9 protein-coding genes and 1 pseudogene are annotated in these 12,982 nt (G+C 72.8%); 1 reads left to right on the forward strand and 9 read right to left on the reverse strand.

All coding sequences use genetic code 11. The features are described from left to right. Nucleotides 1-18: 18 nt before the first annotated feature. Complete coding sequence (locus JXZ78_RS01565) at nucleotides 19-720, forward strand: CBS domain-containing protein (RefSeq protein WP_030018436.1); 702 nt, start codon at nucleotides 19-21, stop codon at nucleotides 718-720. A 188-nt stretch (nucleotides 721-908) separates the two neighbouring features. On the opposite strand, the gene JXZ78_RS01570 is transcribed toward JXZ78_RS01565, so the two are convergent. From JXZ78_RS01570 to JXZ78_RS01610, 9 genes and pseudogenes are all read right to left on the reverse strand, one after another. After that, nucleotides 909-1,646 carry a response regulator gene (locus tag JXZ78_RS01570; protein WP_030018437.1) on the reverse strand — a complete coding sequence of 246 codons (738 nt, stop codon included), beginning with the start codon at nucleotides 1,644-1,646 and terminating at the stop codon, nucleotides 909-911. Nucleotides 1,647-1,811: 165 nt separating this feature from the next. After that, on the reverse strand, nucleotides 1,812-2,402 hold the full coding sequence (gene narI, locus JXZ78_RS01575) for a respiratory nitrate reductase subunit gamma (RefSeq protein WP_078624014.1): 591 nt from the start codon (nucleotides 2,400-2,402) through the stop codon (nucleotides 1,812-1,814). A gap of 112 nt (nucleotides 2,403-2,514) precedes the next feature. Further along, a pseudogene (locus tag JXZ78_RS01580) lies at nucleotides 2,515-2,988 on the reverse strand (molybdopterin-dependent oxidoreductase); the annotation flags it as partial. A gap of 158 nt (nucleotides 2,989-3,146) precedes the next feature. Continuing rightward, nucleotides 3,147-4,646, reverse strand: a complete 1,500-nt coding sequence (gene hemG, locus JXZ78_RS01585) for a protoporphyrinogen oxidase (RefSeq protein WP_030018440.1) — start codon at nucleotides 4,644-4,646, stop codon at nucleotides 3,147-3,149. A 102-nt stretch (nucleotides 4,647-4,748) separates the two neighbouring features. Then, entirely contained in the window at nucleotides 4,749-5,924 is a 1,176-nt protein-coding gene (locus tag JXZ78_RS01590) for an MFS transporter (RefSeq protein WP_238782631.1), read from the reverse strand. Between the two features lie 230 nt (nucleotides 5,925-6,154). Further along, nucleotides 6,155-6,943 (reverse strand): respiratory nitrate reductase subunit gamma, encoded by a 789-nt coding sequence (narI, locus tag JXZ78_RS01595; RefSeq protein ID WP_238782609.1) that lies wholly within the window; start codon nucleotides 6,941-6,943, stop codon nucleotides 6,155-6,157. After that, on the reverse strand, nucleotides 6,940-7,701 hold the full coding sequence (gene narJ, locus JXZ78_RS01600) for a nitrate reductase molybdenum cofactor assembly chaperone (protein ID WP_030018443.1): 762 nt from the start codon (nucleotides 7,699-7,701) through the stop codon (nucleotides 6,940-6,942). Before narJ ends, narI (JXZ78_RS01595) begins: the two co-directional genes overlap by 4 nt. Then, complete coding sequence (gene narH / locus JXZ78_RS01605) at nucleotides 7,698-9,245, reverse strand: nitrate reductase subunit beta (RefSeq protein ID WP_030018444.1); 1,548 nt, start codon at nucleotides 9,243-9,245, stop codon at nucleotides 7,698-7,700. Before narH ends, narJ begins: the two co-directional genes overlap by 4 nt. Before the next feature lies 1 nt (nucleotide 9,246). After that, the gene (locus tag JXZ78_RS01610) at nucleotides 9,247-12,942 is read right to left on the reverse strand and encodes a nitrate reductase subunit alpha (RefSeq protein ID WP_030018445.1); all 3,696 of its coding nucleotides are present in this window, start codon (nucleotides 12,940-12,942) and stop codon (nucleotides 9,247-9,249) included. Nucleotides 12,943-12,982: the final 40 nt, after the last annotated feature.

The raw sequence follows: 12,982 nt of genomic DNA on the forward strand, positions 1-12,982 counted from the left end.
AGGAGGGGAGGTACCGCCGTGCAGAACCGCACCGTGGCCGAGGTGATGACGTGGGAGGTCGTACAGGCCCGCCCGGACACCCCGGCCAAGGAGCTGGCCCGGCTGCTCGACGTCCACCGGATCAGCGGCCTGCCGGTGGTGGACGGCGACGACAAGGTCATGGGGGTGGTGTCCCGTACGGACCTGCCCGCGCTCCCCGGTGACCGGCCCGGAGGTCCGGCCGCGTGGCCGCCGCACCCGGTACCGCGCCGCCCGGCCGGCCCCCGCGCGGCCGACGGGGCGACGACCGCGGGCGACGTGATGACGACACCGGCGGTCACCGTGCACCCGGAGCACCGCGTCGCGGACGCCGCGCGCCTCATGCAACGCCGGCACGTCGACCGGCTGCCCGTCGTGGACGAGGAGGACCGGCTCATCGGCATCACCACCCGCCGGGACCTGCTGCGGGTGTTTCTGCGGCCGGACGAGCAGATCCTCGTGGAGGTGGTCGGCGAGGTGCTGGGCCGTGCCCTGGACGTGCCGCCGGACGAGGTACGGGTGTCGGTACGGGACGGTCTGGTGACCCTGCGGGGGACTCTCGCGCACGAGGACGACATCCCGGCCGCGATCGGTCTGACCTGGCGGGTGGACGGGGTGGTGGGCGTGGTCAGCCGCCTCGTCGCGCGCGAGGGTGACAACGGTGGCCCGTACGGAGAGCCGTTACGGCGCACGCGGGAGTGACCGGTCCCCGGCCGCGCGCGGCGTCACGCCGTCCGGTCGGGGAGCCGGTCCCGTCGGTCCGTCGGCCCCGACGGTTCCGCCGGTCCTGCCGATCCAGTGGCCCCACTGGCCTCACCTGCCCCGACAGCTCCGTCGTCCCCGCCGGCTGCACCGTTCCCGTCGCTCACGCACCGGGAACCGTCGCCCCCTCAGACCCGCGGACCACCCGCGCGCGGCGCCGCGGAGGCAGCCCCTGTGCGGGGCTCCGGGACGGCGGCGAGCGCCTGGGCGGCGATGACCGCGGCCTGGACCCGGCGTTCCACGCCGAGCTTGGCCAGCAGGCGGGAGATGTTGTTCTTGACCGTCTTCTCCGCGAGGTAGAGCCGCTTGCCGATCTCCCGGTTGGTCAGCCCCTCGCCCACCAGCGCCAGGATCTCCCGTTCCCGCTCGCTCAGCCCCGGCAGGCCCGGCTTCGGTTCCTCCTGGTGGGTCTCGCCGCGCAGCCGGGCCATGACGCGCGCGGTGGCGCCGGCGTCCAGCAGCGACTGGCCCGCGGCCACCGTCCGTACGGCGTTGACCAGGTCGGTGCCGGTGATCTGCTTGAGCACGTACCCGGCGGCGCCCGCCATGATCGCGTCCAGCAGGGCCTCCTCGTCGTCGAAGGAGGTCAGCATCAGGCACACCAGGTCGGGCATGCGCGAGCGCAGCTCGCGGCAGACGCTCACCCCGTCGCCGTCGGGCAGCCGGACGTCCAGGACCGCCACCTGCGGGCGCAGGGCGGGGATGCGCACCAGCGCCTGTTCGGCGGTGTTCGCCTCCCCCACCACGGTCAGATCCGGTTCGGCGTCCAGCAGGTCGTGCACGCCGCGGCGCACCACCTCGTGGTCGTCGAGCAGGAAGACGCTGACCGGTGCCTTCGTCCGGGCGTCGGCAGGGTTCTCCGTCATCACACAGCTCCGATGTTCCTGGTGCGGCCCGCCCCCGCGGGCGGTGCCACGTGCAGCCTGCCGCACACCAGGGCCGAAGAGCCAGGGCCGGTCGGCCCTTCTTGCCGGTCCTTCGGCCCGGGTCCTGCCGGGCCCCCGCTCCGGAAGGGCCGAAGGTCCCGCGGTTCACCGGACGCGTTCCCAGCCCCGCCGGGGAGGGCGTGCGCCGAGTTGCGCGTCCCGGCTGCGGTAGACGATGTACGGGCGGGTGAGGTACCCCAGGGGCGCGGTGAGCAGGTGGGCGAGCCGGGTGAACGGCCAGACGGCGAACAAGGCCGGCGCGCTGAGCACGTGGAGCTGGGACAGCAGCGGCAGGCCGCTCATCAGGGCGGGGTCGGGCCGGAAGGAGAAGATGGACCGGAACCAGGGGGAGACGGTGGTGCGGTAGTCGTACCCCGCGCCGGCGATGTTGGCGTCCGCCGTGGCGGTCAGCCCCAGTACCAGGGCGAGCGTGAGCATGACGTACATCAGCTTGTCGTTGTGTGTGGTGGCGCTGAAGACCGGGCCGACGGTGCGCCGCCGGCAGACGAGGACGGCCAGTCCGCCGAGCGTGCACACGCCCGCGACGGTGCCCAGGGCGACGGCGGTCACACGGTAGGTGTGCTCGGTGATTCCGGCGGCTTCGCTCCAGCCGTGCGGGATCAACAGGGCGACGACATGGCCGACGGCCACCAGCAGGATGCCGAAGTGGAACAGCGGGCTGCCGATGCGCAGCAGGCGGTTCTCGTAGGGCTGGGACGAGCGGGTGGTCCAGCAGCAGGCGCCGGCCCGGTTCGGGCTCGGCCGCGGCGAATTCCAGGACGACGGCGAGGTGGTCGGGGAGTTCGTCGGCCATGGCCAGCGCGCCGTCGGTGCCGGGCCGGGCGGAGAGCCACTCGTCGGCGAACTTCACGTCGTCCGCGTAGTCCGGGGCCACCGCGACGACCTTCTGGCCCCGGTAGCCGGCCTCGGCCATCCCGTGCGCGTCGGGGGTGCGGGACACCGGCAGGTTGGAACCCCACATGATCAGGTAACCGGCGTCCCACCAGCCACCGGACTCGGGGACGTCCGTCTGGTCGCCGAAGACCTGCGGCGAGGCGACGGGCAGGTCCGTGTACCAGACGGGCACCTTCCACGAGGAGGAGCCGGTGCAGTTCACGCCGTGCGTGGAGCGCACCACCTTGTCGTGCGACCAGCGGTCCCGGCAGAAGGTGTCCGCCGCGCGCCCGCCGATCCGGTACAGCGCGCGCTCGTCGTCCGACACCCGCACCCTGGTGAAGAAGCGGCGGCTGTTCACCAGCGCCTCGGTCAGCGTGCCGTCCAGGCCCGTGCGTTGGTCCGGATAGGTGCGGTACTCACCGCGCCGCTCCGCTTCCGGGCACGCCCGCCCATTCGCATCGCGATCGGTTCGCCGCTAGCGACTACAGGTCACTGTCCACGCAAAGCGGGGCGACCTCACCACGAGTACGGCGCCGGAATTCCTCACCCTCGGCGACGGGCGCCGAGTTCCGCCGTGATCGCTTCGGCCGCCCGCTGAGCGCTCTCGACGCAACTGGTGATGCCGACACCGTCGTACGCGGCCCCGCAGACCGCCAGCGTGCCGAGCTGTCCCACGTGCTCCCGTACGCGGTCCATCCGGGCGACGTGGCCGACGGTGTACTGGGGCAGACCGGTGGCCCAACGGGTGACGGCGGTGGCGTACGGGACGGCCGTCAAGCCGGTCGCGGCGGACAGCTCGGTGCGCGAACGGGCCACCAGTTCCTTGTCGTCGAGGCGCAGGGCGGTGTCCTCCCCGTGCCGGCCGACCGAGGTGCGCACCACGGCCTTGCCGGGCGCGCACCGGCCCGGCCACGCCCATTTGCCGGTCAGGAACGTGGCCGCCTTGATGAGGCGCCCGTCCACCGGCGGGACCAGGAAGCCGCTGCCCGGCAGGCCGTCCGGCAGGTCCGTCCGGTCGTAGACCAGGGTGACCAGTGCCATGTCGGCGTACTCGACGGTGCGCAGCGCGGCGGCCGCGGCCGGTACCTCGTCGGCCAGCAGCCGGGCGGCGGCGGGCGCGGGTACGGCGAGTACCACGGCGTCCGCTTCGAGCCGCTGTTCGCCGCCTGTGTTCCGTACCGTCAGCCGCCACCCGTGTCCGGTACGGCGCAGCGCGCGGGCGGCGGTGGCGGTGCGGATGTCCACGCCCGCGGCCCGGCACGCCTGGGCGACGGCCAGGGGCAGCCGGCCCAGTCCGCCCCGTACGCTCCGGAACGGGGGCGCGGCCGCCCCGGACTTGGGCGCGGCGGGCGCCGGTGTCCGCAGGGAGCGGATGCCTTCCAGCAGGGACCGCTCCTCGCGGGCGACGGGAAGCAGGTGCGGCAGGGCGGCACGCAGGGAGATGCGGTCGGCCTGCCCGGCGTAGACGCCGCCGAGCAGGGGTTCGACGAGCCGGTCGACCACTTCCTGTCCCAGCCGGGCGGCCACGTACCGGCCGACGGCGATGTCGTCGCCCACCTCCGTACGCGGGAGCGACAGGTCCTGGCGGGCGCGCGCGAGGCCGTCGTCGGACAGCACGCCGCAAGCGGCGAGGGAGTCGAGGTCGGCGGGTATGCCCATCAGGTGGCCCCGGGGCAGGGGGCGGAGCGCGCCGCGGGTCCACAGGGAGGCTTCCGTCGTGACCGGCGGCTCCAGCTCGTCCCCCAGCCCGGCCTCCCGGGCCAGTTCCAGGACGGACGGCTGCCGGACGAACACCGCTTCGGCGCCCAGGTCCACGGGGACGCCGCCCACCTCACCGCTCAGGAGCTTGCCTCCGAGCCGGTCCGCGGACTCCAGCAGCGTCACCCGGCAGCCGGTTCCGGCGCCTTCCGCGACGCCGCTGAGGCGAGCGGCGGCGGCCAGTCCGGCGATGCCGCCGCCGACCACCACGACGTGCGGCCGGGCCGCCTCCGGACCGGGCGGCGCGGAGGCAGGTCGTGGGCGCGGGACGCTGGTGGCGTTCATCGGGAGGCGCTGCCTTTCTGAGGGGGTTTCAGGGACGTTCAAGGGACCGTCGGAGATTCGCCGCACCGGTTCCGCCATCGAGATGACGGGGTGTCGGCGCGCTCACGTGGTGCCCGCGGCGGTGCCGGAACGGGCGGCGTCCCGCCGGACCCGGGTGACGGTGAACGCCAGCGCGACGGCCGAGACCAGGGCCAGCAGGAGCAGGCCCAGGGCGTAACTCCCGGAGGCACTGAAGATCGCGCCCATCACCAGCGGAGGAATGAACCCGCCCAGGCCGCCCGCGGCGCCGACCACGCCGGTGACCGAACCCACCTTGTTCGCCGGGGCGAGCTGCGCCACCAGGGCGAAGGTGGCACCGCTGCCCGCGCCGAGCGCGGCGGCCATGGCCAGGAAGGCGATGGTGCCCACCGGAGCGAGCGCCGGGGTCGCCGACTGCACGGCGGCCCCCACGACGACCACCGCCAGCGATCCGGCGAGGACGCGGACCGAGCCCAGCCGGTCCGACAGCCAGCCGCCGACCGGACGCATGGCCACCGCCAGCAGGACGAAGCCGGCCATCCGGTTGGCGGCGTCGGCCTGGCCGAGTCCGTAACCGGTCTTCAGGTAGGTCGGCAGGTAGACCGAGAAGGCGACGTAGCCGCCGAACGCCACGGCGTACAGGGCGGAAGCCTGCCAGGTGACGGACAGGCGGGAGGTGTCGGCGAGACGGCGGGCCAGCGGCTCGGTCGGTACGGTACGGCCGGGCGCGTCCCGCAGCAGTACGGCGGCCAGCACGGCGTAGACGGCCAGCGCCGCGGCGGTGATCAGGAACGGGTTGGCCATACTGTGCGCGTCGACCAGCTTGACGGTGGTCAGCGCGCTGATGGCGGTGCCGCCCATACCCGCGCCGAAGACGCCGATCGCCAGCCCGCGCCGCTCCGGCGGGTACCAGCCGCTGACGAACGGCACGCCGACGGCGAAGGCCGTGCCGCCGATGCCCAGGAAGAACCCGCCGACCAGCAGGGCGACCAGCGAGGAATGGCCGAACAGGCCCAGGTAGAGCACCGGCACGATCGTCGCGGCGGACACCAGGGGGAACATCACCCGGCCGCCGAACCGGTCGGTCAGCGCGCCCACCGGGATCCGGCCCAGCGACCCGACCACGACCGGCACCGCCACCAGCAGGGACTGCTCGAACGAGCTGAGCGCCAGGGTCTCCTTGAAGCGCGGGCCCAGCGGGCTCAGCAGCGCCCACGCCCAGAAGTTCACCGCGAAGCCCAGCGTGGCCAGGGTGAGCATGATCGCCGGGCGGCCGGCCGGGGAAGTGCGGCCTGTCGCCTGCGCCGGCACGGCGCGGACGGATTCCTCAAGCGGGCACATCGGGTACCTCTCGTTCGAGTCGTTCCGGAAGCCGTCCGGCGCGGGATCTGCATCCCGCCGCCTTCACGCGGCTCCCGTCTTTCCGCTTCATCGAACCCGCCCATCGGGGGACGGGCCATTCGTCGCGAGCGCCCTCGCGGAAGGCGGTGTTACCGGGGCGCCTTGGGTCCGGTCAGCTCGCGGCGGGCACCGGCGGGGACGCCGGAGTGCCGGTCGTACGGCCGGGTGGCCGTCTTCCGCCGGTAGACCAGGTACGGGCGGCGCAGATAGCCGACGGGGGCGCTCCACACGTGGACGAGGCGGGTGAAGGGCCAGGCCGCGAACAGCAGACACGCGGTCAGGGCGTGCAGCTGGAACAGCAGGGGCGCGCCGGACATGGCCACGGGCTGCGGTTGCAGCAGGAACAGTCCGCGGAACCAGACCGAGACGGTGGAGCGGTAGTCGTATCCGCCGCCGGCGATGTTGTGGACGACGGTGGCGGCGATGCCCAGCAGCACGGTGGCGGCCAGCAGCGGGAAGAGCATCTTGTCGCTGGAGCTGGTCCGGGTGCGGATGCGCGGGGCGAGCAGGCGGCGGGCGCTGAGCATGCCCAGGCCCACGACCATGGCCGCACCGGCCACGGAGCCGAGGGCGACCGCCACGGTGTGGTACGTGTGCTCGCCGATGCCCACCGCCTCGGTCCAGGACGCGGGGACGGCCAGACCCACGACATGTCCGGCGATCACGGCGAACGCGCCGAGGTGGAACAGCGGGCTGCCCCAGCGCAGCCAGCGGTGTTCCAGCAGCTGGCTGGTGCGGCTGGTCCAGCCGAACTGGTCCTTGCGGAACCGCCAGACGTGTCCGACGGCGAAGACGGCCAGGCAGATGTAGGGGACGGCGACCCACAGCAGCAGGTCGGTGCCGTTCATCGCGGTGAGGGGGCTGCTGGAGGCGCTCATCGGCGGGCATCCGAATCCATGGGACCGGTCAGAGGGGGCATCAGCGTCGGCTGGGCCGGTGTGGGCGGTACGAAGGTGCCGGGCGGGGCGAAGCCGGTGCCGCTGTACGGGTCGAGGCCGACGTCCTCGGCGGGCGGCCCTTCGGCGGCCAGCTTCGCCACCTCCGCCAGCTCCGCGTCGCTGGCCGGCGGCAGCAGGGACAGCAGCGCCGTCAGCAGTCCGGCGTAGGGGGACCGCACGTCGGACAGGGCGTGGTGGATGAGTTCCAGGCCGCGCCGGTGGCGGCGCAGCGGCGCTTCTCCCGCGCGCGGGCCGGCCAGTGCGGCGAATTCCAGGACGACGGGCAGGTGGTCGGGGAGTTCGCCGCCGTCGGCGCTCCAGCCGGCGGCCCGGTAGGTCTGGGCGAGGGTCAGCAGGGCCATGCCTCGTCGGCGGGTGTCGCCATGCAAGTAGTAGGTGAGGTAGAGGCTGCTTTTACGGCGCAGGTCGAAGATTTCCACGTAGTGGCTCTCCAGTGCCTCGGCGGGCTGGGCCGCGAACCAGGTGGTGAAGGCAGCCAGCTCGTCGGCAGCGGGCGAGGGCGGCAGCGCGTCCACGGCGGCGCCCAGCGCGGGCCGTTCTGCGGTCAGTTCGGCGTCCGGGTACTGCAACAGGAGCGACAGCAGCCGCAGCAGGAGCGCGCGCTGTGCGGCCTCTTCGGGGCCGGGGCGGGCTCCGCGCCCGGCCGCCGGGCGGATGCGCGTGCGCAGGGTGCTCATGCGGTGTCTCCCGCGAGGTTGTCGGAGGTGGTGGTGCGTCGCCGCAGGGCCGGAATCCCGAGCATGACCTTGCGGTCGGTGCCGGACGGGGCGTCGGAGCTCTCCACGGGGCAGCGGTCTTCCATCGCGCTGAGCGCGGCGGCGTCCTCCCGGTGGGCTGCGGGGACCACGTACCGGTCGGCGTACTTGGCGACGGCCAGCAGCCGGTGCAGGTCCTCGGCCTGCGCGGATGTGAGGCCGACGGCCTTGAGGGCGCTCTCGTCGCCCTGTTCGCCGAGGGTGCGCTGCCGCATGTGGCTGCGGAGCGCGGTCAGTTTCATCAGGACCCCGGCGACGACGTCGGTGTCTCCGGCAGCGAAGAGGTTGGCCAGGTAGTCCAGCGGGATGCGCAGCCGGGTGACGGCGGCGAAGACGTGGTCGGGGTCCTCGGCGTTGCCGCCCGCCTCGCCGACGGCGTCCAGGACCGGGGACAGCGGCGGCACGTACCAGACCATGGGCAGCGTGCGGTACTCCGGGTGCAGCGGCAGGGCCACCTTGTACTCGCTGATCAGGGCGCGTACGGGTGAGCGGCGGGCGGCGTCGATCCAGTCCTCGGGGATGCCGGACCGCCGGGCGGCGTCGCGGACTTCGGGATCGGCCGGGTCGAGGAAGACGTTCCGCTGGGCGTCCAGCAGGTCCTGCTCGTCGGCCACGGCGGCGGCCTCGCCGACCCGGTCGGCGTCGTAGAGCACCAGGCCGAGGTAGCGCAGGCGTCCGACGCAGGTTTCGGAGCAGACGGTGGGCTGTCCGGCCTCGATGCGCGGGAAGCAGAAGGTGCACTTCTCGGCCTTGCCGGTGGCGTGGTTGACGTAGACCTTCTTGTACGGGCAGGCGGTGACGCACATCCGCCAGCCGCGGCAGCGGTCCTGGTCGACGAGGACGATGCCGTCCTCGGCCCGCTTGTACATCGCCCCGGACGGGCAGGCGGAGACGCAGGCCGGGTTGAGGCAGTGCTCGCACAGCCGCGGCAGGTGGAACAGGAAGGTCTGCTCGAACTCGAACTTCACCTTCTCGGCCAGGTCGCCGCTCAGGTTGGGGTCGCCGGCCGCCGTCTCGGCCGCGCCGCCGAGGCCGTCCTCCCAGTTGGCGCCCCAGGTGATGGCGGTCGGCTTGCCCGTGAGCACCGAGCGGGGGCGGGCGACGGGCACGTCCTGGCCGGCGGGGGCGCTGACGAGGTTGTCGTAGTCGTAGGTGACCGGCTCGTAGTAGTCCTCGATGGCCGGCAGGTCGGGGTTGGAGAACAGGGAGGCCAGGCGCTTGAGGCGGCCGCCGGAACGCAGCACCAGGCGCCCGCGCCGGTCCAGCTCCCAGCCGCCCTTCCACTGCCGCTGGTCCTCGTAGCGGCGGGGATAGCCGACGCCGGGCTTGGTCTCGACGTTGTTGAACCAGGCGTACTCCACGCCGGTGCGGTTGGTCCAGGTCTGCTTGCAGGTGACCGAGCAGGTGTGGCAGCCGATGCACTTGTCGAGGTTCATCACCATCGCCACTTGGGCCATGACGCGCATGTCAGTACTCCACATCCTGGCCGCGGCGGCGGATGACGGTGACTTCGTCGCGCTGGTTGCCGGTGGGGCCGTAGTAGTTGAAGGCGTAGGTGAACTGGGCGTAGCCGCCGGCCAGGTGCGACGGCTTGAGCAGCAGCCGGGTCAGGGAGTTGTGCATCCCGCCGCGCTTGCCGCTGACCTCCGTCTTCGGCACGTTCACCGTGCGGTCCTTGGCGTGGTACATGTACACCGTGCCCTCGGGCATCCGGTGGGTGACCACCGCGCGGGCCGCCACGACGCCGTTGCGGTTGTACGCCTCGATCCACTCGTTGTCCTTGACGCCGATCTTCTCCGCGTCGGCGGTGCTCATCCAGATCACCGGGCCGCCGCGGGACAGCGCGAGCATGTAGGCGTTGTCCTGGTACTCGGAATGGATGGACCACTTGGAGTGCGGGGTGAGGTAGCGGACCGTCACCTCGGCGCGGCCGTCCTCGCCCAGGTGCTCGTCGCCGTAATGCCTGGCGGTGTTCAACGGGGGGCGGTAGACCGGAAGTTGTTCACCGAGTTCGGCCATCCAGTCGTGGTCGACGAAGAAGTGCTGACGGCCGGTGAGGGTGTGCCAGGGCTTGCGGTGCTCGACGTTGATGACGAACGGGGAGTAGCGGCGGCCGCCGGTCTCGCTGCCGGACCATTCGTAGGACGTGATCACCGAGCGCGGCTGGACACGGGTGTCGGCGAAGGTGATGCGTTCCGCCTCCCGCTCGGCGGACAGGTGCGCCAGCTCCGTGCCGGTCCGTTCCTCCAGTGCCCTGAAGCCCTCGGTGGCCAGCCTTCCGTTGGTGGTGCCGGACAGGGCGAGGATCGCCTCGCACATGTCTGTCGCGGTGGCCAGCGAGGGCCGGCCGTCCGCCGCGCCGCCGCGCCGTACCCCGTTGGTCCGCCGCAGCCGCTCCAGTTCCTCGTCCGGACGGACCGTGACGCCCTTCGTGGTGGTCCCGAGCCGGTCGAGGAGCGGGCCGACGGCGCGCATCTTGTCCGCCACCGCCGCGTAGTCCCGCTCGACGGTCACCAGCCTGGGCATGGTGCGCCCGGGAACCGGCGCGCACTCGCCGGCCTTCCAGTCGGCGACGATGCCGCCGGGCTGGGCCATCTCGTCGGGGGTGTCGTGCTGGAGGGGCACGGCCAGGACGTCGGTACGGGTGCCGAGGTGCTCCTCGGCCAGTTCGCTGAAGCGGTCGGCGATGGTCAGGAAGGTGTCGTGGTCGGTCCGTGCCTGCCAGGGCGGCGCGATGGCCGGGGTGAAGGCGTGCACGAAGGGGTGCATGTCGGTGCTGGACAGGTCGTCCTTCTCGTACCAGGTGGCGGCCGGCAGCACGACGTCGGCGAACAGCCCGGTGGAGGTCATCCGGAAGTCCATGCTGACCAGGAGGTCGAGCTTGCCTTCAGGGGCCTCCTCGTGCCAGACGACCTCCCGGGGCCGCTTCTCCGGCGGCGTCTCCTCGGAGCGCACGGCCGCATCCGTGCCCAGCAGATGGCGCAGGAAGTACTCGTTGCCCTTGCCGGAGGAGCCCAGCAGGTTGGCCCGCCACACGGTCAGTACGCGCGGGAAGTTGGCCGGGTCGTCCGGATCCTCGGCGGCGAAACGCAGGGAGCCGGACGTCAGCTCCTCGACGATGTGCTCGGCCACCGGGCGGCCCGCGGCAGCCGCCTCGTCGGCCAGGTCCAGCGGGTTGCGGTTGAAGCCGGGGTGGCCGGGGGTCCAGCCCATGCGGACGGCCTGGGCCAGACAGTCGGCGGTGGCGCGGCCGGCGAACCGCCCCTCGCCCAGCGGGGAGGCCAGCTCGTCCGGTCCGAACGCCTCGTAACGCCACTGGTCGGTGGCCAGGTACCAGTAGGACGTACCGGCCATGTGCCGGGTGGGCCGCTGCCAGTCGAAGGCGAACGCCAGGTGTTGCAGACCGGTGACGGGCCGGACCTTCTCCTGGCCGACGTAGTGGGCCCAACCACCGCCGTTGACGCCCTGGCAGCCCGTCATGGTGGTGAGGGCCAGGAAGGCGCGGTAGATGGTGTCGGAGTGGAACCAGTGGTTCGTACCGGCCCCCATGGCGATCATCGAGCGGCCCTCGGTGCGCTCGGCGTTGCGGGCAAACTCCCGGGCGATACGGGCCGCCTGGGCCGCGGGGACCGAGGTGACGGTCTCCTGCCAGGCCGGGGTGTACGGCTGGGAGGCGTCGTCGTACGAGGCCGGCCACGTGCCGGGCAGCCCGGGGCGGCGCACGCCGTACTGGGCCAGCATCAGGTCGAAGACGGTGGTCACCTGCCGGCCGCCGATCCGGCGGACCGGGACGCCGCGCACCATCACGTCACCGCCCTCGGTGGGCCCCTCGTCGAAGCGCGGCAGCGCCACGGTGGCCGTGTCCTCCGCCCGTTCCAGCAGGCTCAGCTCCGGTTCCGTATCGCCCAGTTCGAGGTTCCACCGGCCCTTGCCCTCCTCGCCCCAGCGGAAGCCGAGCGACCCGTTGGGGACCACCGGCCGCCCACTGCCGCGGTCGACCAGGACGGTCTTGAAGCGCGCGTTCTCGTCGGTGTCGCCGAGGTCGGCCGCCGTCAGGAAGCGGTCCGGCACCACATCGCCGTCCCGCTCGCGCAGCGTGACCAGGAACGGGGCGTCGGTGAACCGGCGCAGATAGTTCTCGAAGTAGGGCGTGCCGCGGTCGACCAGGAACTCCCGCAGGATGACGTGCCCCATCGCCATCGCCAGGGCTCCGTCCGTCCCCGGGTGCGGCGCCAGCCACTCGTCGGCGTGCTTGACGTTGTCGGCGTAGTCGGGGCTGACGGCGACGACCTTGGTGCCGTTGTAACGCGTCTCGGTCAGGAAGTGGGCGTCCGGGGTCCGGGTGACGGGGATGTTGGAGCCCCACATGATCAGGTACCCGGCGTTCCACCAGTCGGCGGCCTCCGGCACGTCCGTCTGGTCACCGAAGACCTGGGGCGAGGCGACGGGGAGGTCCGCGTACCAGTCGTAGAACGACAGCAGGGTGCCGCCGATCAGCGAGTGGAACCGCGCCCCCGCGGCGAAGGACGCCATCGACATCGCGGGGATCGGCGAGAACCCGGCCACCCGGTCCGGACCGTACGTCTTGACGGTGTGCACCTGGGCCGCGGCGACCAGTTCGGCCACCTCGTCCCAGTCGGCGCGCACCAGCCCGCCCTTGCCCCGGGCCTTCTTGTACGCGCGGGCCTTGGCCGGGTCCCCGGTGATCTCCGCCCAGGCGGCCACCGGGTCGCCGAGCCGGCGGCGCGCCTCCCGCCACATCTTCAGCAGCGTGCCGCGTACGTAGGGGTAGCGGACCCGGCTGGGCGAGTAGGTGTACCAGGAGAACGACGCGCCGCGCGGACAGCCCCGCGGCTCGTACTCGGGGCAGTCGGCACCGATCGACGGGTAGTCGGTGGCCTGGTGCTCCCAGGTGATGATCCCGTCCTTGACGTAGACCATCCACGAGCAGGACCCGGTGCAGTTGACCCCGTGGGTGGAGCGGACGACCTTGTCGTGGGCCCAGCGGTCGCGGTAGAAGCCCTCCCACCGCGGGTCCCCCGTGCCGAACACGGCGCGCCCGTCGTCACTCACCTCACGGCGGTCGAGCAGCCGCCGGCCGGCCAGCGGCCAGCCGCGTGCTTCATCAGCCGCCGACGGGCCGCTGAGCTTCTTGTTCTCCATGCAACAGAACCTAATTCGGGGTTGTGCGGGGCACGGTGGG

The sequence above is a fragment of the Streptomyces monomycini genome (assembly GCF_022271435.1).
In the GTDB taxonomy this organism is placed as follows: domain Bacteria; phylum Actinomycetota; class Actinomycetes; order Streptomycetales; family Streptomycetaceae; genus Streptomyces; species Streptomyces monomycini.